This is a genomic window from Sphingomonas sp. TREG-RG-20F-R18-01 (genome assembly GCF_022662475.1).
Classification (GTDB): domain Bacteria; phylum Pseudomonadota; class Alphaproteobacteria; order Sphingomonadales; family Sphingomonadaceae; genus Sphingomonas.
On record NZ_JAKNQQ010000002.1, the window covers coordinates 405,786 to 427,949 of the forward strand.

24 protein-coding genes are annotated in these 22,164 nt (G+C 68.9%); 5 read left to right on the forward strand and 19 right to left on the reverse strand.

Annotated features, from left to right (window positions below):
- Positions 1-276: 276 nt before the first annotated feature.
- Complete coding sequence (locus tag L8K25_RS07425) at positions 277-846, reverse strand: TlpA disulfide reductase family protein (RefSeq protein ID WP_242138255.1); 570 nt, start codon at positions 844-846, stop codon at positions 277-279.
- A gap of 19 nt (positions 847-865) precedes the next feature.
- Between L8K25_RS07425 and argH the strand changes: the two genes are divergently transcribed.
- Genes argH through L8K25_RS07450 form a run of 5 tightly spaced genes read left to right on the forward strand, consistent with a single transcriptional unit; the run spans position 866 to position 5,482 of the window.
- Positions 866-2,236, forward strand: coding sequence for an argininosuccinate lyase (gene argH / locus L8K25_RS07430; protein ID WP_242138733.1), 1,371 nt, complete (start codon positions 866-868; stop codon positions 2,234-2,236).
- Positions 2,233-2,490 carry a hypothetical protein gene (locus L8K25_RS07435; protein ID WP_242138256.1) on the forward strand — a complete coding sequence of 86 codons (258 nt, stop codon included), beginning with the start codon at positions 2,233-2,235 and terminating at the stop codon, positions 2,488-2,490. Before argH ends, L8K25_RS07435 begins: the two co-directional genes overlap by 4 nt.
- Before the next feature lie 12 nt (positions 2,491-2,502).
- Positions 2,503-3,771, forward strand: coding sequence for a diaminopimelate decarboxylase (lysA, locus tag L8K25_RS07440; protein ID WP_242138257.1), 1,269 nt, complete (start codon positions 2,503-2,505; stop codon positions 3,769-3,771).
- Positions 3,768-4,535, forward strand: a complete 768-nt coding sequence (locus L8K25_RS07445) for an NAD(P)-dependent oxidoreductase (RefSeq protein WP_242138734.1) — start codon at positions 3,768-3,770, stop codon at positions 4,533-4,535. Before lysA ends, L8K25_RS07445 begins: the two co-directional genes overlap by 4 nt.
- Positions 4,532-5,482, forward strand: a complete 951-nt coding sequence (locus tag L8K25_RS07450) for a zinc transporter ZntB (protein ID WP_242138258.1) — start codon at positions 4,532-4,534, stop codon at positions 5,480-5,482. The genes L8K25_RS07445 and L8K25_RS07450 overlap by 4 nt, the downstream gene beginning before the upstream one ends.
- A 152-nt stretch (positions 5,483-5,634) precedes the next feature.
- On the opposite strand, the gene fliS is transcribed toward L8K25_RS07450, so the two are convergent.
- The 18 genes from fliS to L8K25_RS07540 form a co-directional block, all read right to left on the reverse strand.
- Positions 5,635-6,039 (reverse strand): flagellar export chaperone FliS, encoded by a 405-nt coding sequence (fliS, locus tag L8K25_RS07455; RefSeq protein WP_242138259.1) that lies wholly within the window; start codon positions 6,037-6,039, stop codon positions 5,635-5,637.
- A complete protein-coding gene (fliD, locus tag L8K25_RS07460) occupies positions 6,036-7,547 on the reverse strand; it encodes a flagellar filament capping protein FliD (protein WP_242138260.1) in 1,512 nt (503 codons plus the stop codon). The genes fliS and fliD overlap by 4 nt, the downstream gene beginning before the upstream one ends.
- Positions 7,548-7,626: 79 nt before the next feature.
- Positions 7,627-8,751 carry a flagellar type III secretion system protein FlhB gene (locus L8K25_RS07465; protein ID WP_242138261.1) on the reverse strand — a complete coding sequence of 375 codons (1,125 nt, stop codon included), beginning with the start codon at positions 8,749-8,751 and terminating at the stop codon, positions 7,627-7,629.
- Positions 8,751-9,530, reverse strand: coding sequence for a flagellar biosynthetic protein FliR (gene fliR, locus L8K25_RS07470; protein ID WP_242138262.1), 780 nt, complete (start codon positions 9,528-9,530; stop codon positions 8,751-8,753). The genes L8K25_RS07465 and fliR overlap by 1 nt, the downstream gene beginning before the upstream one ends.
- Before the next feature lie 171 nt (positions 9,531-9,701).
- Complete coding sequence (fliQ, locus tag L8K25_RS07475; RefSeq protein ID WP_010161284.1) at positions 9,702-9,971, reverse strand: flagellar biosynthesis protein FliQ; 270 nt, start codon at positions 9,969-9,971, stop codon at positions 9,702-9,704.
- A gap of 4 nt (positions 9,972-9,975) precedes the next feature.
- Positions 9,976-10,791: a flagellar type III secretion system pore protein FliP gene (gene fliP, locus L8K25_RS07480; protein WP_242138263.1), complete on the reverse strand. Its 816-nt coding sequence runs from the start codon at positions 10,789-10,791 to the stop codon at positions 9,976-9,978.
- The gene (locus tag L8K25_RS07485) at positions 10,788-11,048 is read right to left on the reverse strand and encodes a flagellar biosynthetic protein FliO (RefSeq protein WP_242138264.1); all 261 of its coding nucleotides are present in this window, start codon (positions 11,046-11,048) and stop codon (positions 10,788-10,790) included. The genes fliP and L8K25_RS07485 overlap by 4 nt, the downstream gene beginning before the upstream one ends.
- Before the next feature lie 6 nt (positions 11,049-11,054).
- The gene (gene fliN, locus L8K25_RS07490; protein WP_010161280.1) at positions 11,055-11,357 is read right to left on the reverse strand and encodes a flagellar motor switch protein FliN; all 303 of its coding nucleotides are present in this window, start codon (positions 11,355-11,357) and stop codon (positions 11,055-11,057) included.
- Positions 11,354-12,334, reverse strand: a complete 981-nt coding sequence (locus L8K25_RS07495; protein WP_242138265.1) for a FliM/FliN family flagellar motor switch protein — start codon at positions 12,332-12,334, stop codon at positions 11,354-11,356. Before L8K25_RS07495 ends, fliN begins: the two co-directional genes overlap by 4 nt.
- Positions 12,335-12,337: 3 nt before the next feature.
- Complete coding sequence (locus tag L8K25_RS07500; RefSeq protein ID WP_242138266.1) at positions 12,338-12,937, reverse strand: flagellar basal body-associated FliL family protein; 600 nt, start codon at positions 12,935-12,937, stop codon at positions 12,338-12,340.
- An 18-nt stretch (positions 12,938-12,955) separates the two neighbouring features.
- On the reverse strand, positions 12,956-14,998 hold the full coding sequence (locus L8K25_RS07505) for a flagellar hook-length control protein FliK (RefSeq protein ID WP_242138267.1): 2,043 nt from the start codon (positions 14,996-14,998) through the stop codon (positions 12,956-12,958).
- Positions 14,999-15,039: 41 nt separating this feature from the next.
- A complete protein-coding gene (locus tag L8K25_RS07510) occupies positions 15,040-15,456 on the reverse strand; it encodes a hypothetical protein (protein ID WP_242138268.1) in 417 nt (138 codons plus the stop codon).
- On the reverse strand, positions 15,449-16,777 hold the full coding sequence (locus L8K25_RS07515; RefSeq protein WP_010161275.1) for a FliI/YscN family ATPase: 1,329 nt from the start codon (positions 16,775-16,777) through the stop codon (positions 15,449-15,451). Before L8K25_RS07515 ends, L8K25_RS07510 begins: the two co-directional genes overlap by 8 nt.
- 253 nt (positions 16,778-17,030) lie before the next feature.
- Positions 17,031-17,768 (reverse strand): FliH/SctL family protein, encoded by a 738-nt coding sequence (locus tag L8K25_RS07520; RefSeq protein WP_242138269.1) that lies wholly within the window; start codon positions 17,766-17,768, stop codon positions 17,031-17,033.
- The gene (gene fliG / locus L8K25_RS07525; protein WP_242138270.1) at positions 17,761-18,771 is read right to left on the reverse strand and encodes a flagellar motor switch protein FliG; all 1,011 of its coding nucleotides are present in this window, start codon (positions 18,769-18,771) and stop codon (positions 17,761-17,763) included. The genes L8K25_RS07520 and fliG overlap by 8 nt, the downstream gene beginning before the upstream one ends.
- Entirely contained in the window at positions 18,768-20,510 is a 1,743-nt protein-coding gene (gene fliF / locus L8K25_RS07530) for a flagellar basal-body MS-ring/collar protein FliF (protein ID WP_242138271.1), read from the reverse strand. The genes fliG and fliF overlap by 4 nt, the downstream gene beginning before the upstream one ends.
- 1 nt (position 20,511) lies before the next feature.
- On the reverse strand, positions 20,512-20,868 hold the full coding sequence (gene fliE, locus L8K25_RS07535) for a flagellar hook-basal body complex protein FliE (protein ID WP_242138272.1): 357 nt from the start codon (positions 20,866-20,868) through the stop codon (positions 20,512-20,514).
- Positions 20,865-22,142, reverse strand: a complete 1,278-nt coding sequence (locus tag L8K25_RS07540) for a sigma 54-interacting transcriptional regulator (protein WP_242138273.1) — start codon at positions 22,140-22,142, stop codon at positions 20,865-20,867. Before L8K25_RS07540 ends, fliE begins: the two co-directional genes overlap by 4 nt.
- Between the last annotated feature and the right edge of the window lie 22 nt (positions 22,143-22,164).

Consider the following 22,164-nt stretch of genomic DNA (forward strand, 5'->3'; position numbering starts at 1 on the left):
GAACGCTGACTGTTGAAGCGTCGCGTCCGTTGCCTTCGACCTCGCTACTGGGCCCCGGCCTTCGCGAGACCTTGGCGAAAGTCACTCGATCCCGCATCCGTCACCCCGGCGAAGGCCGGGGCCGCTTGGTTGCCCGGGCGCGGCGGGACGGCTGGGTGCGGTATCGCCGGTTCTAACCCCCTAACATGGCGGCCCCGGCCTTCGCCGGGGTGACGGGAAGGGGCAAAGTGCGACTTTCGCAGAGGTCTCCCCTTCGCCGGGGTGGTGGGCATTGGACTACTTCGCCTCCGCCAGCGCTGCCTTCGCGGCGGCACTCGTCCAGTCCATCCCGCCGGTCGAGCGCCACACTTCGTGGCCGGTCGAATCGAACAGGATGCTCATCGGCAGGCTCGCCTCATAGGTGACGCTCAAAGCGACGTTCTTGTCGAGATAGGGTTTCAGCCGCTTGAAGCCGTTCTTCGCGAAATAGGCCTGGATCGTCGGCCGGTCCTTGTCCTGGCTGATCGCGACGACGGTGATGGTCTCCGCCGCCGCGTCCAGCGTCGGCATTTCCTTGACGCAGGGCCCGCACCACGTCGCCCACAGGTTGACGAGCACCGGCTTGCCCTTGAACCGCGCGAGCGTCATCGGCTTGCCGTCGGGGCCTTCGAAGCTGACCGACGGCGCGGGGTCGCCCTTGTGGGTGCGGTCGATCTTCTCGGCCTTTGCCGGAGCGGGGGTGGACGCGGCGGGAGTCGCCTCGGCTTGCCGGTTGCCCGAGACTTGCTTATCGCAACCCGCGACAAGGCCCAGCAGCAGGACCGGGACGATCGCCGAGCGGAACACCAAAATGGTCGAGACTGACATGAACGAAACATCCAATGCGATGTGGGGCGGGCGCTTTGCCGAGGGTCCGGCCGCGGTCATGCGATCGATAAATGCCTCGATCCCGTTCGACAAGCGGCTGTGGCAGCAGGATGTCGCGGGATCGAAGGCGCACGTCGCGATGCTCGGGCAGCAGGGCATCGTCTCGGCGGAGGACGCGGCGACGATATCGGCGGGGCTCGACACGGTCGCGGCGCATTATGCCGCGCATGGCGTGACCGAGGACATGGTCCTCGAAGACATCCACATGCAGACCGAGGCGCGGCTCGCCGAGGCGATCGGGCCGGTCGCGGGGCGGCTCCACACCGCACGGTCGCGCAACGACCAGGTCGCGACCGACTTCAAACTGTGGGTGCGCGACGCGATCAATCAGATCGACGCGGCCCTCGGCCAGTTCCAGGATGCGCTGCTGACCCGCGCCGAGGAACATGCCGCGAGCGTGATGCCCGGCTTCACGCATCTGCAAAGCGCGCAGCCGGTGACGCTCGGCCATCACCTGATGGCGTATCACGAGATGATCGCACGCGACCGCAGCCGCTTCGCCGATGCGCGAGCGCGCGGCAATCTGTGCCCGCTGGGCTCGGCGGCACTGGCCGGAACGGGCTTCCCGATCGACCGCGAAATGACCGCGCAGGCGCTCGGGTTCGACGGGCCGACGCGCAATTCGCTCGATGGCGTGTCCGACCGCGACTTCGCGCTCGATTACCTGACGGCGGCGACGCAATGTTCGTTGCATCTCAGCCGGCTGGCCGAGGAGTTCGTGCTGTGGGCGTCGCAGCCGTTCGGCTTCGTCTCGCTGTCGGACCAATGGTCGACCGGCAGCTCGATCATGCCGCAGAAGCGCAACCCTGACGCCGCCGAACTGGTGCGCGGGCACGCAGGGCGGATCCTCGGCTGCATGACCGCGCTGATGGTGACGATGAAGGGCCTGCCGCTCGCCTATTCCAAGGACATGCAGGACGACAAGCCGCCGGTGTTCGAGGCGCACGACTTGCTAGACCTATCGATCGCGGCGATGACCGGGATGGTCGCGAGCGCGACGTTCAAGACCGAGCGAATGCGGCAGGTCGCGGAATCGGGGTTCGCGACCGCGACCGATCTGGCGGACTGGCTGGTGCGCGAAGCGGGCGTGCCGTTCCGCGAGGCGCATCACATCACCGGCCAAGCGGTGCGCCGCGCGGAGACGCTGGGCGTGATGCTCGACGCGCTGTCGCTTGAGGATCTGCAGGCGATCGATGTGCGGATCGACGCGCGGGTGTTCGACGTGCTGAGCGTCGATGCCTCGGTCGCGAGCCGGACGAGCTTCGGCGGCACCGCCCCCAGCAACGTGCGCGCCGCGGTGGCGGCGGCGCGGGAAGGATCGCATCGATGAAACGCTTGGCTCTCGGGTTTTCAGTGGGCGGGTTTGCAGCGGGGCTCCTGCTGTCGGGCTGTGGCGCGTCCTCCGCGCTCAAACCGGCGGAGGGGCAGCCGCTCCCGGTCGCGCCTTATGGGGCCAAGGCGACACCGACACCCACGCAGTTGCTGACGCCCAGCAACCAGGCCCGACCCGAGCGCAGCGATGAGCTGCTGAAGAATTCCCAGGAACGGCGCGGCGACGAATTCGACTTGCCCCCGCCCAATTGATCGGCTGATTTCATGGATCATTTTGCTCTCGTCGACGGCGTGATGCACTGCGAGGGCGTGCCGCTGCCGGCGATCGCCGAGGCGGTCGGATCGCCCGTCTATGTCTATTCCTCCGCGACCTTCCAGCGGCACGCGCGCGTGTTCCGCGAGGGGCTGGCGGCGGCGGGCGACGTCCACCTGGCCTATGCGATCAAGGCCAACCCCAATCTCGCGGTGCTCCGCCTGCTTGCGAACGCAGGCTACGGCGCGGACGTGGTTTCGGGCGGCGAACTCGCGCGCGCGCTGGCGGCGAGGATTCCGGCGGCGGACGTGGTGTTCTCGGGCGTCGGGAAGACGCGCGAGGAACTGGTCCGCGCGCTCGATTGCGGGCTTGGCCAGTTCAACCTCGAGCTGGAGGAAGAGGGCGTCGTCCTCGCGCAGCTCGCGACCGAACGCGGCATGACCGCGCACGCGACGCTCCGCGTCAATCCGGACGTCGATGCGGGCACGCATGCCAAGATCTCGACCGGCAAGCGCGAGAACAAGTTCGGCGTGCCGATCGACCAGGCGCCGGCGATCTTCGGGCGGCTGGCGGGCTTGCCGGGGCTCAACCTGCGCGGCGTCGCGGTGCATATCGGCAGCCAGCTGGGTGATCTCGCGCCGATGGAAGCGGCGTATCGCCGGGTCGGCGCGCTGATGGCCGAGTTGCGCGGCGCAGGGCACACGATCGACCGGATCGATCTCGGTGGCGGGCTCGGCGTGCCGTATCGCGAGGGCGAGGTGTTCCCGAGCCCCGCCGAGTTCGGTGCGATGGTCGCGCGGGTGACGCGCGACTGGGGCGTGACGCTGATGTTCGAGCCCGGGCGCGTGATCGCGGGGAATGCGGGCGTGCTGCTGACCAAGGTCATCTGGGTCAAGCCGGGGGTGACCAACCCCTATGTCATCGTCGATGCCGCGATGAACGATCTCGCGCGGCCTGCCTTGTACGATGCGTGGCATGATTTCGCGGCGGTGCGCCCGAACGGGCGGCGGATGATGGCGAATATCGCGGGGCCGGTGTGCGAGAGCGGCGACACCTTCGCGATGGGGCGCGACATCGACGAAGTGGTGAGCGGCGACCTCGCGGTGTTCCGCACCGCGGGCGCTTACGGCGCGACGATGGCGAGCACGTATAACAGCCGCGCGCTGGTGCCCGAGGTTCTCGTGGACGGCGATCGTTTCGCGGTGGTCGCGGACCGGATCAACCCCGAGACGATCCTTGCCGCGGAACGCCTGCCCGAATGGCTCAAGCCCGCGGCATGACGCTCCACAGTCTTCCGCTGTTCGTCCGGCTGGCGGGGCGGCCGGTGATGCTGCTCGGCGAGGGCGAACCCGCGGACGCCAAGCGGCGGTTGCTGGAGCGCGCGGGCGCGGTGATCGTCGGCGAGGATAGCGCGGCGTCGCTCGCGATCGTCGCGATCGAGGATGATGCCGAGGCGCGCGGCGCGATCGATCGGCTGAAGGCGCGCGGGGTGCTGGTCAATGCGGTCGACCGGCCCGACGATTGCGACTTCACGCTCCCCGCGATCATCGATCGCAGCCCGGTGCTGATCGCGATCGGGACGGGCGGCGCGTCGGCTGGGCTGGCGGCGGCGTTGCGGCAACGGCTGGAGGCGATGCTGCCCGCGACTTTGGGGCCGCTCGCCGATCGGTTGAACGCGATGCGCGGCGCGATCCGGCTGGTGCTGCCCGCGCTCGACGACCGTCGGCGCGCTTTGGGGCGCGCGTTCGCGCAAGGCGGGCCGCTCGACCCGCTGACGGCGCCGCCCGAGGCGGTGCCGGGGTGGCTGGTCGATGCGACCGCCTCGCCCGACCGGCTGGTGACGATCCGGCTGACCTCGGCCGACCCGGACGATTTGACGTTGGGGCAGGCGCGCGCGCTCGCGCTGGCCGACCGGATCTATGCGCCCGCCGCGACGCCGGCTGCGATCCTCGACCGGTCGCGCGCGGATGCGGTGCGGATCATTTCCGAGGTGCCGCCGGTTGAGCAGGAACCGGGACTCACGATCTGGATGGAGCTGCCATGAGCGGGTTTGCGTACCGCGTCGCGGAGGGGAAGGCCGAGCGGCTCGACATCAAGGCGGCGATGGATACGTCCGGCGAGCTGATCTGGATCCATCTGACCAGCAACAACGAGCAGGCGCAAAGCTGGCTGGGCGAAACCGCCGGATTGCCCGACTATGTCGTCGACGTGCTGACCACGACCGAGTCCCGCCCGCGCTGCGATGCGCTGGGCGAGGGCGCGTTCCTCAACCTGCGCGGGCGCTCCAACGAGGCGATGACGGCGTCCGACCCGCTGGCCTCGGTGCGGATCTACGCGTTGGCGGGGCGGGTGTTCTCGGTCACGCGGCGCTCGCTGACCGCGGTCGACGACGTGGTGAAGGCGATCGAGGGTGGGACGATCGCCGATCCGGGCGATCTGATCGCGGAATTCGCCAGCGCGATCACCGAGGAGCTCGATCCCGAGGTCGGCGAACTGGGCGACCAGCTCGACGATTGCGAGGCCGATCTCAACGCTGACAAGGTGTTCGAACTGCGCCGCAACGTCACCAAGGTGCGGGTCGCCGCGATCGGCTACCGGCGGTTCCTCCAGCCGCAACGGGCGGCGCTGGAGAAGCTGGCGGCCTTGCCGTGCGACTGGCTGCACGATGACGACCGGCTGCATCTCAATTCCGCCGCCGACCGCGCGGCGCGCATGGCGGAGGAACTGGAGGCGATCCGCGAACGCTCCGCGCTGATGCACGAGGCGCTGACCGACCTGCGCGCCGAACAGATTGATTCGCGCTCGCTGCTGATCTCGATCGTCGCGCTGATCTTTCTGCCGCTGACGTTCCTGACCGGGCTGTACGGGATGAATGTCGAGGGGCTGCCGTTTTCGAAGGAACCCTGGGCGTTCGATGCGATCGGCGGGGTGTGCATCGCGATCACGGTCGGGATCATCGGGTATTTCAGCACGCGGCGGTGGTTCGGGTAGGGCAGAAGCCGAACCTATTCCTGTCACCCCGGAGAAGGCCGGGGCCACCATGTTGCGTGGCGCGACCGACGATACGGCACGGCGTCGCCCGCCGTACCCCTGTAACCACCCGGCCCCGGCCCGCGCCGGGGTGACGGACGTAGGGCCGAGCGTCAGGCCGCGCGCGCGGTCCGCCAGGCCTGGCCGATCTCGTCAAGCGTGTCCGCCACCTCGCGGAACGGCATCGGATCGTTCTTCACGGCCGCGTTGACCACCGTCATCCGCGTGCCCGCGTAGAGCCGGGCGAGGGCGGGCGCGACGGTGCCGCCCTTGTCGAAATCGAGCCCCGCCTCGAGTGCGAACAGGATCGCGGTGGCGCGCGTGACCTTGTCGCTCTTCATCTTGTAATTGCCGTTTTCGGCGGCCCAGGCGGCACCGCGAAGTGCGCGGATCGCCTGATCGTACAGCAGCTGCACCAGCGCGGGACCATCGGCCCCTGCGGTCTGCCCCGCGATCTCGATCTGGCGGTAGGTGGCTTCCGGGTTGCGGCCGAAGGGGGAGGCGTATGCGACGGTCATTGGCCCGACTTGTTCCACTGGTCGATCTGGTTCTGGAGCTGCGTCTGGGTCGCCTTGTACGCGGCGACCTTCGCGTCCGAAGCGGCATATTGCTTGGTCAGCCGCTCCTGGTACGCGGCCGTGTCGCTCGTCACCTTGTCCTCGGCAACGGCCACCTTGGTCTTGGCGGCGGTGTAGAGCGCGGTGCTGGCGACGAGTCCGGTCGTCTCGGTACGCCCGTTGACGGTGATCTTGTTGCTGACCGCAGCCGTGGAGATCGCGTTGAGCGCCGCCGCGATCCCGCCGCCGGTCGCGCCCGTGCCGTCCGCGAACATCGCCTCGACCGCGTCGGGGGTCTTGGTCAGCGCGGCGGACAGCTGCGTCTGGTCGACGCTGAGCGTCCCGTCCTTGTTGGTCTTGACCCCGATGGCGGCGAGCGTGCTCGGGCTGCCGGCGGCGCCGCCGGTCGTCAGGGTGGTCAGCGTCATGCCGCGCAGGGCGCGCATCAGGTTGGTCGCGTTATAGTCGCTCTTCAACGGACCGGTCGATGCATCGGTCTCGGTCTTCAGTTCGGCAAGCAGCTGGTTGTAGGTATCGACGAAATCGCCGACCGCCTGGGTCAGCCCGGCGGTCGGGGTCGAACTGCCCAGCACGACCGGCTTGCCCGCGGCGGTGACGCTGGAGAGCGTCAGCTGGACACCGTCGACCAGGTCGCTGATCGTGTTGCTCGAGCGTTCGACCTGGGTGCCGTTGAGCGACAGTTTGGCGTTGCCGGCCGATCCGGTGATCGTGCTGGCGGGCGCGCTGCCGCCGACGTTGAGCTGGGCGAGGCTGCCGCTGTCGCCGCTGAGCGTGAACGCCTTGTCGGTCCCGGTCGGGCCCTTCAGCGTCAGGCGCGCCTTGCCGTCGACATCGGTGACGATCGTTGCGGACACCCCGCTGTTGGCCGCGTTGATCGCCTTGGCAATGCCGTCGAGCGTGTTGTTGGTTGAATCGATCGTGATGCTGACCGGCGCGGCGGCACCGCTAAGGCTGGACACGGCGCTGTCGCTGGCGGTGCCGAGCGTGAGCGTCAGCGTGCCCGTGCCGACGGTCGCGCTGCGACTGTCGAACCGGGTGGTGCTGGTCGACGTTTGCGCGCTCGCGAGCTGGGTCACTTCGACGAACGCCGACAGGCCCGACAGCTTGGCGCCCGGCAGCGCGCTGGCGGTCAGGACGCCGGTGTCGCTGCTGGCCGGCTGGGTCTGCAGGCTGCCGCCCTTGACCAGCGTGGTCAGCCCCGAGGCGAAGCTGGTGATCGCGCTCTGCACCTTGGCGACCGACGAGATCTGCGCGGTGAGGGCGGTATCCTGCTTGGTCAGCTGCAGGTTCTTGGACGCGAACTGTGCCTGGGTCAGCGACGCCACGAGGCTCGCGGTATCGACGCCCGATCCCGCGTTGAGCCCGTTGATCAGCGACTGGCCGATCGTGGTCGTGCTCGTGGGTGTCGGCGTGGGCGTCGCGCTGGTGGCGCTGGTGGTCGTCGTCATGCGGTCGGTCCCGTCACTCTGCTCCCAAGGTAGAACGGCGGGCGTGGAGAAACCTTTAGCGGTTTTCCGGCCTTTTTGGTCACGCCTGGACGCCATTCTCGTCATAGCGCGCGGTTTCGGGGACGAAGACCGGCGGCGGCAGGCCACCCGCCTCGGCGTTGAGCCCGAACACGAACGCCAGCACCGTCGCGAGCGCGACATACAGGTCGTCGCGGACTTCCTGGCCCTCGCGGCTGGTGTAATAGACCGCACGCGCCAGCGCGGGATATTCGAGCACCGGGATCCGCGTCTCCGCGCCGAGTTCGCGAATCGCGAGCGCGACCACGCCGCGCCCCTTGGCGACCACCACCGGGACCTGATCGTTCTCGCGATCGTACCGTAGCGCGACCGCGAAATGCGTCGGGTTGGTGAGGATGACGTGTGCTTCCGCAACGCTCTTGCGCATGCTGCGCATCGACATCTCGCGCTGGCGCTGCCGCATCGCGCCCTTGGCCTCGGGCGAGCCTTCGGTTTCCTTGTTCTCGTCGCGGATCGCCTGCTTCGACATGCGCAGCTTGCTGAGGCGCTGGAACAGCTGGAGCGGGACGTCGATCCCGGCGATCGCGACCATGCCGAACGCCATCGTGAACAGCACGGTGAGGAACGTTCCCGTGAGGGCACCGACCGCGGTGGTGAAGCTGCTCGACGACAGCCCCATCGACACGTGCGCGACCTGGCCGAGCAGATACCAGCCGATGCTGCCGAGCAGCCCGACCTTGAGCAACGCCTTGCCGAGCTCGATCCACCCCTGCGGCCCGAAGATCCGCTTCAATCCCGACGCAGGGTTGATCCGCGACGCCTTGGGCGCGAGCAGGCTGCCGTTGAACCCGAGATGCCCGAGCCCGGCCTGGCTGAGGATCGCCGCGACGAAGCTGATCGCGAGCAGCGAGATGAGCGCGGGGGCGATCTTCCAGCCGCTCTGCGCCAGCGGACGGAACGGCTCGAAATCCTCGATGTCGCGGTGATCGAACGAGAAGCTCGTCGCCATGATCTCCTTGCACGCGGCGACCAGCGACGGCCCCATCAGGGCGAGCCACGCCATCCCCGCGAGCATCACCAGCGCGGTCGCGAATTCGCGCGATTTGAGGATGTCGCCCTTCTCGACCGCATCGCGCTTGCGCTTTGCGGTTGGGGCTTCGGTCCGTTCGCCGGACTCCTCCGACATCAGCCGAGCACCAGTTTCTGTGCGGCGGCGAGGCCTTCCTGGACGATCACGAGCATGTAATCGCCCATCGTCGGGAACGCCATCGCGAGCGCGATGACGCCGACCGCGAGGCTGGCGGGGAGGCCGACCGCGAACAGGTTGAGCGACGGGGCCGAGCGCGAGATCATCCCCACGATCAGGTTGAGGCACAGCAGCAGGAAGCCGACCGGCAAGGCGAGCAGGAGTCCCGCAAGGAAGGTATAGCCGCCGAACAGCGCGATGTTCTCGAGCTGGGCGGGTTTGAGCCATGCGGCGCCCGGCGGCATCACGTCATAGGATTTGACGATCATCTCGACGAGCACGAGGTGGCCGTTGACGCTCAGGAACAGCAGCGTGAGCATCATCGTGAAGAACTGGCCGAGCGCAGGGGTCGACTTGCCGTTCTGCGGGTCGATCGCCGAGGCGAAGCCGATCCCCATCGAGGTGCCGATCAATTCGCTGGCGAGCGCCGGCGCGGCGAACGCGATCTGGAGGACGAAGCCGATCGCGAGGCCGACCAGCGCCTCGGCGGCGACCGCGAGGATCGTCGCGAGCGCGAAGATATGCTCGGGCGGGGTGATCGGATGCGCGCCGAGCACGAGCACGCCGATCGCGCCCGACAGCGAGATGCGGACCACCACGGGGATCGACACCGCGCTGAACACGGGCGCTGCGATGAACGCCGCGCTGATGCGGATCATGACGAAGATCAGCGCCCACATCTGCGGCTCGATCGAGAGGCCGAGGCCTAGCGGGCCCATTGGGATACCCCGGCCCATACCGTCATCCCGGGCTTGTCCACGCTCTTGCGCGTCCCTTGCTGTTCTCCTGCGAAAGCAGGAGTCCAGGAGTCTCGCAAACCAACGGGCGTTGGTTTGCGAGACTCTGGGTTCCTGCCTTCGCAGGAACACGGGGAGGGGAATGCGCGCACTTTAGCGCACCAGATCCGGGATCCGCTCGAAGATACCGATCGTGAAGTCGCTCAGCAGCCCGATGATTAGCCCGCCGAACACCAGCAGCGAAATGCCGACCACGATCAGCTTGGGGACGAACGACAGCGTCTGCTCGTTGATCGACGTCGCCGCCTGGATCATGCCGGTCAGCAACCCCGCGAGCAACGCGGGGATCAGGATCGGCGCGGAGGCAAGCGCCAGCACCCACATCGTCTGATTGGCGACCGTCAGGAAATATTCTGCGTCCATGCGCTCAGCTCACGAACGAATTGGCGAGCGACCCCATCGTCAGCGCCCAGCCGTCGACGAGGACGAACAGCAGCAGCTTGAACGGGAGCGAAATGATCGTCGGCGACAGCATCATCATGCCGAGCGACATCAGCACGGTCGCGACGACGAGATCGATCACGATGAACGGCAGAAACACGAGAAAGCCGATCTGGAACGCGGTCTTGAGTTCGCTCGTCACATAGGCCGGGAGCAGCACCGAGAAGGGGATGTCCGCGGCATTCTGGTACGGGCCGCTCTTCGCGATGCCGGCGAACATCGTGATGTCCTTCTTGCGGGTCTGCTTCGCCATGAACGCGTGGAGCGGCACGCCGCCCGCCTTGATCATGTCGGTCGCGCCGATCCGGTTCTCGGAATAGGGCTGGATCGCGACCGTGTTGATCTGGCTGATGACGGGCGCCATGATGAAGAACGACAGGAACAGCGACAGGCCGACCAGCACCTGGTTGGGCGGGGTCTGCTGGAGCCCCAGCGCCTGCCGCAGGATCGACAGCACGATGATGATCCGCGTGAAGCTCGTCATCATCAGCAGGATGCCGGGCAGGATCGTCAGCAGCCCCATCACGATGAGCAACTGAAGGCTGAGCGACAGCGGGGCATTGCCGCCGCCCAGATCCTTCAGCGCGCGATCCGCCGCATCACCGACGCCGGGGGCCGGCGCGACGGGAGCCGCCGCTGCAGCCGTCTGCGCGAGTGCCGGGTGGACCGCCACGAGCGCGAGGAGGATCGCGATCGTGAACAGGAAAATCTTCCGCCAGTCGAAACGGAGACCGAGCGTCATGCCGATGGCCCCCCGCGATCGACCAGCGATACGCCGGTGCGGCTGACCGAGACGAGCAACCGCCGCCCCTCGAAATCGAGCACCGCGAGCCGTACGGTCGGCGAGATCATCATCGTCTCGGTGACCTTGAGCAGCCGGTTGGCGGGCTGCCCCGGCATCCGCGCCTCGAGCCGGCGCCAGAGATACAGGCAGCCGATCATCAACCCGCAGACCAGCGGGAGGAGGATGACGAGTTTCAGGACATAGGACCACATCATGAGCGATCAGGCCCGCTTCTCAGGGCTGACCAGCTCGGTCATGCGGACGCCGAAGCGATCGCCGACCATCACGACCTCGCCGCGGCCGATCAGCGTGCCGTTGACGAGCACGTCGAGCAGTTCGTTCGCCTGGCGGTCGAGCTCGATCACGCTGGTCTCGCCGAGCGCGAGCAATTCGCGCAGCGTCAGCGAAGTCGAGCCGATCTCGACCGTCAGCTTGACGTCGACGTCCTGCAACAGGCGGAAGTTCGCAGCCAGGCTGGCATCGAGCGGGAAGCCGCTCGACGGGGTTGAACTCATGTCGCTCATTGCAAATCGCCCCTGAAGTCGCTGTCGATGTCGTAACAAATCGTGTTGAGCTTGATCGCGGCCTTGCCGTTCGACGTGCCGACGGTGCCGAGCGCGAGCCGGTCGCCGCCGACCATCACGGGCACGTCCGACCCGACGTTGATCGGGATCACGTCGCCTTCCTTGAGCCCCATCAGCAGGCTGAGCGAGACCATCGGCTCGGCGAGGACCGAGCGGATCGGGAAGCGTACGTCCATCACCGCGCGGGTGAGGCCGGTGCGCCAGCTTGGGTCGGGCTCGGCGGTCTTGCCGTGGACCTTGCCGGTCAGCGAAGGCCCGTGCGGCTTGAGCGCGGAGACCGGGTAGAGCAGGTCGAGGAAGACGGGCTTGGCGGTGCCCACCGCGATCCCGAAGCGCGTGATGACGAGCGCATCGTCCGCGTCGAGGTTCGCGAGCATCGCGGGGTTGAGCTCGACATGGCCGGGGGTGAAGGACAGGCGCGCGAGCGGTTCCCAGGCCGCGCGCATCGGTTCGGCGAGCAGCTTGCCGAGCTGGGTCACCATCACCTCCGCGGCGGGGGTGAATTCGGCAGGGAGCTCGGCAGGGGCGTGGCCGGTCCCGCCGAAGAACAGGTCGAGCAGTTCGAGCACGAACCGCCCGTCGAGGACGGCCAGCGCCTGGCCCGCGGGGGCGCTGCCGAGCGCCATCGTCATCGGCAGCCATGCGGTCAGCCCGTCGGGACGTTCCATCCGGTAATCGGCGAGCCGCTGGACGACGAGCGGCTCCGCCCAGGTGCGGCATTCGCGGCGCAGCAACGGCTCGAACACCCCGCGCACTCCGCGCGCGAGCCGCGCGGAGAGATGCTGGACGGTGTGCAGGTCGCCGAACGGATTGAGGTTGGTGGCCCCGAGCGCGACGTGCTGCGCACCCCCGCTCTTGGCTGCGCCTCGCGTCCGTTCGCGGCGTTCGTCCGCCGTCGCTGATGCCTTGTTAACCATGGCTCACTGAACAACGAAACTGGTAAAGTAAACGTTACCGACGCCTCCAAATCCTTCTTTTTCCTTGAGCGTATCGTTGATGGCCTTGGCCACGCGGCGTTCCAGCTGGCGCTTTCCGTCGCTGGTGAAGACCTGCTCCTCGGTGGTGTCGCCCAGCGCCATCAGGATCGACGAGCGCACCGCGATCTCGTTGGTCTTGATGTTCTGGATCACCGAATCGTCATAGGGCGTCGACACCGCGACCCCGACCTGGACGAAATGGACGCTGTCCTGCAGGTTGGAGGTGAACTCCTTGTCCATCGCGTAGTAATTCGAGGCATATTTGTCGCCGCCGGTGCCGATCGGCGGTTTGTTGCCCGCGGTCGCATGCGCATCGCCGCCTTCGCCACCCGCGCCGATCCGCTTCTGCTCGCTCTTGGGGACGAGGCGCGGGCCTTCGGGCTCGGAATGCTTGCCGCCGCCGCCGATAAACCCGGCGTTGACCGCGAACAGCGTGCCGCCGACGCCGCCGCCGACCAGCGCCAGCAACCCGACGACGATCAGGATGATCTTCATCATCCCGCCCTTTTTCTTCTTGGTCTTCTCTTCGACGATCTCACTCATGCTCTGCTTCCTTGGGGGTTAGGCGAGGCGCTGGTCCTCGGGGGTTTCGGTGTCGCGCTGCGCCCGCGTTGATGCGCGGGGCGGCTGCTGCGGGGCGTTGGGGCGCGACTGGGACGGGTTCTGGGATTGCGGTTGCGACTGGGACTGGGACTGGGCTTGCGCCTGTCCCTGTTGGAGCGACGCGGATGTGCCCGGATTGGCGTCGGTCGCGACGCTGGTCCCGACGATCCGCACGCCGCGCTCGGCGGCGAGTTCGGTCAGGCGCGGCTGCGCGTCGGCGATGAGGGCGCGCGTGGCCTCATGCTCGGCGGTGAAGCTGACGTGAATCCGCTCGCCGACCTGCCGCACCGCGACGTCGACGCTGCCGAGCGCATCGGGGACCAGCCGGATCCGCGTATCGCGCGAATCGGCGCCGTCGCGGAGCACCTCGATATGGTCGATCATCCGCTGGACGCCGGTGTCCTGCGTCAGGTCGAGCGGCGCGCGCTGCGCGTCGCCAGTCGGCTGGACCGGGGTGGTGCTGCCGAGGTCGACGGCGGTGGTGAAGCCGAGCGGGGGCGTGGGGGATGCGGGGTCGGTACGCTCGGCTGCAGGGCGGTCGCGCCAGGTCGCCGCGGTGGCGAGCGCGGCGGCGAAGACCTGCGCGGCGGGTTGCGGGGTGGCGGAGACGGCGATCGGCGCCACGACGCTTCGGTCGAGGCGGACCGGCATGGTCTCGCTCCGCACGGGCGAGTCGGGCGCGGTGGCGGCGGTACGGCCGGCCAGGGCGTCGGCGGTCGTTGCGGCGACGCGCGCAAGCGGCGCGGTTGCCGCGGTGGCGGTGGCGGTCGCGGCTGTCGCTGGTTGCTGGGGCGAAGGTGCGTCGATGGCGGGCGGTCGTACTGTGGTGGACGACACTGGCGCGATTGGGGTCGCAGCCACCTCTGGCACAGGTACGATGGCCGGCGTTGCGCCCTGAACGGGGCTCTCGTCGCGCCCGGGATTGGGCAGCGCGCCGAGCGCGGCGAGAATGGCCTGGTCGGACGGCAACGCGCGGGCCGCGCGCGCCAAGACGCGCGGCGGCGCGCTTGCTGCGTCTTGCTCGGTTGCCGGAACAGCCGCTCCTTGCGTGCGCGACGCCGTGGGATCGGACAGGAGGGCGGGCGTGGCCTGCTCCTGCACCGCTGGTGGCGTCGCATCGGTCTGCGCCGAGCGTGCCGGCGTGCGACCCGGGCGGTCGACAGCGGGTGCCGCGAGCTCCTGCCCGGCCTGGGCGATCATCGGCGGGGCCGGGAGCATCGCAACTGCCGGTCTGGCGGCGGGTCCGGCAACGGATGCAACGGTGCCTTGCTGGCGGGCGTCCGGCTCCGAGGCGACCCGCTCGGGCGCAGCGCTCGCCGGCGCGGGAACGGTTGTCAGCGGCACCGCCGGGAGCGGTAGCGGTGCGCTCGCCGTACCATCCGGTGTGGACGGCAAGACGACCGGGCCGTCCGTCGCCGCCTCGGGGAACGCCGCCACGTCCTCCGTATGCTCGCGGGGAGACTTCGCGACCGACGCCGTGGTCGATCCCCGCGCGGGCTTGGCGGCGGCGGATGTCGTTACCTGGGCGGCGGCGCGCTCGAGCGCGGTGCGCAAAGGTACGGAGGTGCGGGGCGGTGTCGCTGCCCCGACGACGGCCGCGCGCCACGCCGGGTTGGCGAGAAACCGGACCGCGGGCTCGGCAGGCACTGCGTTGCCGTCGTCGGCAAGCGCTTGCCGGTCGGTGATGCCGGTGGCCAGCAGCTTGCCGTTTGGCAGCGGTCCGACCAGACCTAGGATGGGGAGCGGTTGTGCGGCGTCGGGCAGCGCGACCGCCCCCAAGGCGGGCGTGGCGGCGGGCGTGGCGGCGGGCGTGGCGGCGGGCGTGGCGGCGGGAATGGTGGCGGACGGCACGACCGACGTCGTACTCGCCAGCATGTCTCCGAGCGTCTGCGCGAACTGCGCTGCCATGCCGGGCACGCCTGACACCGACGCGGGCGCCGCGGGGGCGAGCGGCGATGCCGAGGGGGCGGTCGGGAACGGCAGGGTGGTCAGGTCGGTCATGCAGGCATCCAGCGGGGCCGGAAGCGGCACCCGTCAGCGGTTCAGCAAGGATCGTGCCGGATCACGCGCGCGGGCGGCATCGCCTCCATCGCGCGCAATTCCTTGAGCGCGGCCTCGGCATCCGCGCGTGCGATCAGTTTCTCGATCGCGCTCTGGTCGCGGCGCGCTTCGCGCGTGGCTTCGGCGGCGCGGGTGGCGACCGCTTGCGCTGCGCGCAGGCGCCCCTCGGCGGCTTCGGCGGAGCGGTGGAGGCGTTCGCGGAAATGCGCGGCGGCGCCGAGCGCGGACGCGCCGATTGGCGCGACCGTCGGCGCGACGTTCTCGGACAGCTGGACGATGCGACCGTGGAGCGTCGTCTCGGCGTGCGCCTTGTCGCGCGCACGCGCTTCGTCGGCCTGGACGAGCCCGAGTTGCAGCGTGCGGACGCGGAGCAGCCGGTCGAGCTTGGACTTAGGCATCGCCGAACACGCCGATCAGTTCGATCGCCGAATCGCCGAGCGAGACGGTCTCGTCCGGATCCTGCTTGATATATTCGAGCACCGCCGGGTGGCACGCGATCGCGGCGTCGATTGCCGGATCCGCGCCCGAGCGATAGGCGCCCATCAGCACGAGATCGCGATTCTCCTCATAGGTCGCAAGGTGGCGGCGGAGCACACGCGCGGCGCGCTGGTGCGGCTTGTCGACGATGTCGGTCATCACGCGGCTGACCGAGGGGCCGAGGTCGATCGCGGGATAGACGCCGCGTTCGGCGAGTTGCCGCGAGAGCACGATATGCCCGTCGAGGATCGAGCGCGCGCTGTCGACCACGGGATCGTTGCCGTCGTCGCCATCCGCCAGCACGGTGTAGATCGCGGTGATCGACCCGCCGCTGTGGACGTCGACGCCCGCGCGTTCGATGAGGTTCGGAAGCATCGCGATCGCGGACGGTGGATAGCCGCGCGCCGAGGCGGGCTCGCCCAGCGCAAGCCCGATCTCGCGCCCGGCGTGCGCGACGCGGGTGAGCGAGTCCATGATGAGCAGGACCTTCTTGCCCTCGGCGCGAAACGCCTCGGCAATCGCGTGGGTGCGCAAGGCGCCGCGGATGCGCAGCACCGGCGAATGGTTGGCGGGCACCGCGACCACCACCGAGCGCGCGCGCGCCGCGCCAGCGACCTTGGTTTCGAGGAAGTCGGCGACTTCGCGGCTGCGCTCGCCGATCAGGCCGATGACGACGACATCGGCTTGCGCTGCGCGGACGATCATCCCGAGCAGCACCGACTTGCCGACGCCCGAACCCGCCATGATCCCGATCCGCTGGCCCTGCCCGACGGTGAGCAACCCGTTGATCGCGCGGACGCCGACATCAAGCGGCTCGAGCACGCGCCCGCGATCGAGCGGCGACTGCATCTTCCCCGCGAGCGGCCAGCGCCCGGCACCGCGGATCGGGCCGAGCCCGTCGATCGGCTTGCCGGTGCCATCGACCACGCGCCCGAGCAGCGCCGCGCCGACCTCCGCCTCGCCCGGCGCGCCGAGCGGACGGACCGGGGCTTGTGGGAGCAAGGCCGCGGGGCCACCGAGGTTCATCAACAGCGTGCGCCCGTTGCGGAAGCCGATCACCTCGGCCTCGACCGCGGCGGTGCGGTCGCCGACCTGGCAGACGGTGCCGACGGGGACGGTGAGGCCGACCGCTTCCATCAGGAGGCCGTCGAACGAGGCGAGGCGGCCCGAGACCTTGGGGCGCGGCGTGAAATCGGGGACGACGAGCGCGTCGAGATAGTCGCCGGTGAAACGGTTCAGCATGTGGCGGGACCTTGGGCGGGCGGGGCTTCGACTGCGCTCAGCCCGAACGGGTTAGAGGGGGTGCCCCCATACGGAACAGGTCGAAGTACCGGGATAAGGCCCTTCCCATTCCCGTTTGCCCTGAGCGAAGTCGAAGGGGCCCGTGCAGCAGAAAGCGAGGTGTGTGGTCCGGGCAGGGCTTCGACTTCGCTCAGCCCGAACGGTTTGGGGGTGCGTGCGACACGTGCGGCACGACCTGACAAAGACCGAGCCATCAGTGCGTTGGCACCGCGACGCGGTCGATCGCCGCGCCGAGCTGTTCGATCCACAATTCGGGGCCGTCCTCGACGATCGTCGACGCGCTTTCCAGCAGGAACGATCCGCGCGTGATCGCCGCGTCCCCCACCGCAAACACCTGCTTGGGCAATTTGCCCTCGAGCAGCGCGACGTCCGCGGGGTTGACCCGGAGCATCGCGGATTCGGTGCCGTCGCTGAGCAGATCCGCCGCGGAATCGATCCGTCGTGCGAGCAGTTCGGGCGAAATCCCGACTTCGCCGACGATCTGCGTGACGAGGAACATCACGGTCTGGCGCAAGCGGCGCGCGGTCGCCTCGCGGTCGAAGCGTTCGCCCGCCTGAAGCGCGGCGGCGAGTTCGGTCAGCAGGCGGTGGTCGCGCTCGACGTTGGCGGCGACTTCGGCAAGCGCGGCGTCCATGCCCTCGGCATAGCCCGCCGCGTGTGCCGCCAGCACCGGATCGACGAACGGCGTAGTCGGCGTGGCCTCGGCATCGAACGGGTCCCAGCCCTCGGTCGGATTGGCATCGGGATCGGCGGGGGAAAAGTGGCGCGGCCCCTCGGGCCTCGCCGCAAAGACGACCGGCCCGGCACGACCACCCGCGCGTTCGCGGAGATCGGCCGCGGCGAAGCCCCCGACGCGCGGTGCGAAGGCGGCTTTCAGGGCATCCGCAATCCCCTGGCTGCGCGGCGAGAAACCGGCGACGAACTCAGACATAATCGTCCTCCCCGCCACCCATCTGGATCGTCCCGTCCTTGGCGAGATTGCGCGCGATCTGGATGATGATCTTCTGCGCGTCGAGGACTTCGGACAGCTTCATCGGGCCGCGCGATTCCATCTCGTCGCGGATGCCGTCGGCGGCGCGGCTCGACATGCAGCCGAGGAAGCGCGCGCGAATGCTTTCGTCGACGCCCTTCAAGGCGCGCGTCAGCACGTCGCTGTCGATGTTGCGGATCAGCGTGCCGAGATTCTTGTCGTCGAGCTCGAGCAGGTTGTCGAAGACGAACATCGCCTCCTCGATCGCCTTGGCGACGTCGCGGTCGATCTTGAACAATTTGGGCATGACGCGCAGCTCGGTCGCCTTGCGCCCGCTCGACAGGATCTTCGCGGCGTCCTTGGTCCCGCCGAGCGTGACGCCCGCCTGCGCCTTGCCGGTGCCGGTGCGGTTGGCGAGCATGGTCTTGAGCGTCTCCACCGCCTCGGGCGTGATCGGCCCCAGTCGCGCGAGCCGGTGGAGGATGTCGGGCTGGATCGCATCGGGCATCATCTCGAGGACTTGCGCCCCGATCGTCGGGTCGAGATTGGCGATCAGGACGGCGGCGATCTGGGGATGTTCCTTGTCGATCATCGCGGCGATCTCGCCGGCGTCGAGCCAGTTGAGCAGGTCGAGCTGGCACGCGTCCTCGACCGGCACGATCCGCGCGAGCACGCTGTCGGCTTTTTCCTGGCCAAGCGCGCGCGTCATCACCGCCTCGATCCGCGGGCGCGGGTCGAAGCCGATCGCGGTGCGCTCGCGCGCGTGGCCGACGAAATCGTCGAGCACGTCGGCGACTTCGGCTTCACTGACGTCCGCCACCGCGAACATCGCCTTGCCGAGCTGGCGGACTTCCTCGGGATCGAGCTTCTGCAGGATCGCCGCGGCTTCCTCCTCGCCGACGAGCATCATCAGCACCGCAGCACGTTCGACTCCGCTATAGCTGCGGACTACCGCGGTGCTCATGACTTGATCATGTCGCGGACCGCGAGCGCGGCGCGCGCGGGATTGTCACGGGTGAAGCCACGGACCATCCCGATCCGCTCGTCATAGCTGCGCGCGCCTTCGAGCGCGTCGATCGTGACCGGCTCGCCCGTTTCCGGGCCTGCGGGCCCGCCGCCCTGCGCTTCGCCGAGCAGGTCGCGTGGCTGGCCGGTCTGGCTGGCGGCGGTGTCCTCGCCCTTCTTCTTCGAGATCGCCTTGACCAGCGGCCGGACGCCGAGCAGCAGCACCAGCAGCGCGACGACGATCGCGGTGAGGTTGCGCGCGACGACGGGGAGCCAGCCCGCCTCATACCAAGGCTGCTTGTCGTCGAGCGCCGACGCGCCCGCGAACTTGCGGCTGATGACGGTGACGACGTCGCCGCGCTGCTGGTTGTAGCCGACCGCGCTTTGGACGAGCTGCGTGATCTGCTGGATCTCGACCGTCCCGCGCGGCTTGCCGGTCTCGGGATCGCGGAGCAGCACTGCGACCGACAGATGCGAGATCGCGCCGGGGGCGGTGCGGCTGACCGACACTTCCTTGCCGAGATCGTAGGCGCGCGAATATTGGTCGCTGGCCTTGAGCGCATCGCTGACCGCGCCAGCCGCTGCAGCGGCGGGACCGGTCGCCGCGCCGGGGGCAGCCGCTGCCGGAGCACCGGGCGCACCGGGGGTGGGGGCGGGCTGCGGTGCGCTCAGCGTCGAGGCGGGCGGCGGGGTGTTGGACAGCGCGCCGGGGATGCCGCCGGGGGCCTGCCCGCCGTCCTTGCCGTTGCTGGTCCACTGGCCCTGCTCGACGCGCAGCGCGCCCGCCTTGTCGTAGCTTTCCTTGGTCGCCTGAGTCTCGTTGAGATCGACGTCGGCCTGGACTTCGGTGGTGAAATTGCCCGCGCCGATCAACGGGGTGAGCAATTGGACGATCTGCGCGCGATACTTTTCCTCGACGCGACGCTGGAGCGCGATGCGCTCGTCGCTCGCCGCGCTGGTGGCGCTTTCGTTCGCGCCCTTGGTCAGCAGGCCGCCCATCTGGTCGACGATCGTGACGTTCTCGGGCTTCATCCCAGGCACCGACGAGGCGACGAGGTTGATGATCGAGGAGACCTGCGCGTCGCCGAGACTCCGCCCGGGCTGGAGCTTGACGATCACCGAGGCGGACGGCGCGGCATTGTCGCGCACGAACACCGAGGCTTCGGGGGTGGCAAGATGGACGCGCGCCTCGGCGATCGCGTCGATCTCCTGGATCGAGCGGGCGAGCTCGGTTTCGCGGGCCTGGCGGAGGCGTTCGCCCTCGACCGCGCGCGACACGCCCATCGGGAGGTTGTCGAGGATCTGGTAGCCGCCGGGGGCTGCCTTGGGCAGACCTTGGCCCGCCAGCAGGATGCGCGCGCGCGAGAAGTCCTCCTCGTTGACGGTCACCGCGCCGGTCGAATCGTCGATGTGCGACTTGATGTTGGCGGTGGTCAGCGCGGTCGTGACCGCGCCCTTGTCGGCATCGGACAGCCCGGAGAACAACGTCTTCTGCGTCGGCGTTGCGAGCATCATCCACGCGGCGGCTGCGGTGGCGAGCAGGCCGACGAGCAAGACCATCGGCAGGCTGCGACGGACCGCGGGCTGCGCGAGCAGGCCCTGCATCTGCGCGAGCGGATTGGCGAACCGCTCAGGAACAAGCGACGCGACGCCGCTGGGGAGCTGCGGCTGGGGCGAGGGGGTGAGGGCGTTGCTCATGTCAGACCGGCATGCTCATGATGTCCTTGTAGGCGGACAGTAATTTGTTGCGGACCTGCAGCGTCGCCTCGAACCCGACCGATGCCTGCTGGCGTGCGAGCATCACCTTGGCGATGTCGACGGTCTCGCCGCGCTCATAGCTTTCGCTGAGCTTGGCGGCCTGCGTCTGGCCCTGGTTGACGTTTTCGAGCGCGGTTTGCATCGTCGTGGCGAAGCTGGCGGGCTTCGTCTCGGCGACTGGCGTTGCCGCAGGCGTCGCGCTGGCACGCGCGAGCGCCTGGTTGCGCTCGAGGATCTGCGCGCGGAGCGCCATGACGCGGTCGATCCCGCCCGCGCCGCCAATGCCACCTACGCTCATGCCGACACCGCCGTGCGGTCATGCGCGCGGATGATGTCGTCGCCTTGTTCTCGCGCCTTGGCCAATCGGTAGCGCAGGGTGCGTTCCGAGATGCCGAGCCGCTTGGCGGTCTCGATCCGGCTGCCGTTGCACGCGGCGAGCGTTTCGCGGATCGCCTGGAATTCGTGCATCTGGACGATGTTGCCGAGCGTGGCGGGCGCATCCGGCGCGGTGACCGCGATCGTCGCGCGCGCGCTCGGGCGGTCGAACACGATGTGCTCGGGCTGGATCGTGTCGCCGCCCGCGAACAGCAAGGCGCGCTGCAACACGTTCTCGAGCTCGCGGACGTTGCCGGGCCAGTCATGCTGCGACAGCAGGTCGATCGCCTCGGCGCACGGCCAGGGGATCGTCGTGCGGTTGCCCGCGTGGCGCAGGATCAGCGTCGCGACGAGCGCAGGGATATCCTGCACGCGGTCGGCGAGCGGCTTGGTCGTCAGCGGGAAGACCGACAGGCGGTAATAGAGATCCGCGCGAAAACGGCCCGCGGCGACTTCGTCCTGCAGGTCGCGGTTGGCGCTCGCGATGATGCGGACGTCGATCGGCTGCGGCGTGGTCGCGCCGATCGGAATGATCTCGCGCTCCTGCAACGCGCGGAGCAGCTTCGACTGGAGCAGCAGCGGCATCTCGGCGATCTCGTCGAGCAGCAGCGTGCCGCCGTCGGCCGCGCGGAAGAAGCCCTCGCCGCCCGACGACGCGCCGGTGAAGGAGCCCTTCTGGTGGCCGAACAGCAACGCCTCGAGCATCGTCTCGGGGAGGGCGGCGCAATTGATCGCGATGAACGGCTTGGCGGCGCGGTTGGATTTCAGGTGGATCGAGCGTGCGAGCACTTCCTTGCCGGTGCCGGTCGGGCCGTTGATCAGCACCGTGATGTCGGCGGTCGCGACGCGCTCGGCGAGCGTGTGGAGCGCGAGGCTCTCGGGGTCCGCGGCGGTCGGCATCTCCGGCTCTGCGAGCAACGCGCGGACGAAGCCCGCGCCGACCGCGGCGTCGGTCTCGTCATAGGACACGAAGGCCGGGCTGCCGTCGCGCGACGGCACGATGGCGCGGCTTTCGTGACCCAGGATGACGGTGCGTGCCGAAACCGGCGGGGTTTCCCCGGCTGCGACGAGGTAGAACTCGCCCGGCGCACGCTTGCCGTCCTCGAACGAACCGATCGCAAACCCTTGCGCGCGCAGGCACGACACGAGCGCATAGTGCTGGCGAAGAATCGCGGCAGATGGAACGATGGTTCGCATGGAAACTCCCTGTTGATTCGGG

Coding starts and splice junctions, on each gene's coding strand:
- L8K25_RS07425 (WP_242138255.1), bottom strand. CDS start 846: ATGTCAGTCTCGACCATTTTGGTGTTCCGCTCGGCGATCGTCCCGGTC.
- argH (WP_242138733.1), top strand. CDS start 866: ATGTGGGGCGGGCGCTTTGCCGAGGGTCCGGCCGCGGTCATGCGATCG.
- L8K25_RS07435 (WP_242138256.1), top strand. CDS start 2,233: ATGAAACGCTTGGCTCTCGGGTTTTCAGTGGGCGGGTTTGCAGCGGGG.
- lysA (WP_242138257.1), top strand. CDS start 2,503: ATGGATCATTTTGCTCTCGTCGACGGCGTGATGCACTGCGAGGGCGTG.
- L8K25_RS07445 (WP_242138734.1), top strand. CDS start 3,768: ATGACGCTCCACAGTCTTCCGCTGTTCGTCCGGCTGGCGGGGCGGCCG.
- L8K25_RS07450 (WP_242138258.1), top strand. CDS start 4,532: ATGAGCGGGTTTGCGTACCGCGTCGCGGAGGGGAAGGCCGAGCGGCTC.
- fliS (WP_242138259.1), bottom strand. CDS start 6,039: ATGACCGTCGCATACGCCTCCCCCTTCGGCCGCAACCCGGAAGCCACC.
- fliD (WP_242138260.1), bottom strand. CDS start 7,547: ATGACGACGACCACCAGCGCCACCAGCGCGACGCCCACGCCGACACCC.
- L8K25_RS07465 (WP_242138261.1), bottom strand. CDS start 8,751: ATGTCGGAGGAGTCCGGCGAACGGACCGAAGCCCCAACCGCAAAGCGC.
- fliR (WP_242138262.1), bottom strand. CDS start 9,530: ATGGGCCCGCTAGGCCTCGGCCTCTCGATCGAGCCGCAGATGTGGGCG.
- fliQ (WP_010161284.1), bottom strand. CDS start 9,971: ATGGACGCAGAATATTTCCTGACGGTCGCCAATCAGACGATGTGGGTG.
- fliP (WP_242138263.1), bottom strand. CDS start 10,791: ATGACGCTCGGTCTCCGTTTCGACTGGCGGAAGATTTTCCTGTTCACG.
- L8K25_RS07485 (WP_242138264.1), bottom strand. CDS start 11,048: ATGATGTGGTCCTATGTCCTGAAACTCGTCATCCTCCTCCCGCTGGTC.
- fliN (WP_010161280.1), bottom strand. CDS start 11,357: ATGAGCGACATGAGTTCAACCCCGTCGAGCGGCTTCCCGCTCGATGCC.
- L8K25_RS07495 (WP_242138265.1), bottom strand. CDS start 12,334: ATGGTTAACAAGGCATCAGCGACGGCGGACGAACGCCGCGAACGGACG.
- L8K25_RS07500 (WP_242138266.1), bottom strand. CDS start 12,937: ATGAGTGAGATCGTCGAAGAGAAGACCAAGAAGAAAAAGGGCGGGATG.
- L8K25_RS07505 (WP_242138267.1), bottom strand. CDS start 14,998: ATGACCGACCTGACCACCCTGCCGTTCCCGACCGCCCCCTCGGCATCG.
- L8K25_RS07510 (WP_242138268.1), bottom strand. CDS start 15,456: ATGCCTAAGTCCAAGCTCGACCGGCTGCTCCGCGTCCGCACGCTGCAA.
- L8K25_RS07515 (WP_010161275.1), bottom strand. CDS start 16,777: ATGCTGAACCGTTTCACCGGCGACTATCTCGACGCGCTCGTCGTCCCC.
- L8K25_RS07520 (WP_242138269.1), bottom strand. CDS start 17,768: ATGTCTGAGTTCGTCGCCGGTTTCTCGCCGCGCAGCCAGGGGATTGCG.
- fliG (WP_242138270.1), bottom strand. CDS start 18,771: ATGAGCACCGCGGTAGTCCGCAGCTATAGCGGAGTCGAACGTGCTGCG.
- fliF (WP_242138271.1), bottom strand. CDS start 20,510: ATGAGCAACGCCCTCACCCCCTCGCCCCAGCCGCAGCTCCCCAGCGGC.
- fliE (WP_242138272.1), bottom strand. CDS start 20,868: ATGAGCGTAGGTGGCATTGGCGGCGCGGGCGGGATCGACCGCGTCATG.
- L8K25_RS07540 (WP_242138273.1), bottom strand. CDS start 22,142: ATGCGAACCATCGTTCCATCTGCCGCGATTCTTCGCCAGCACTATGCG.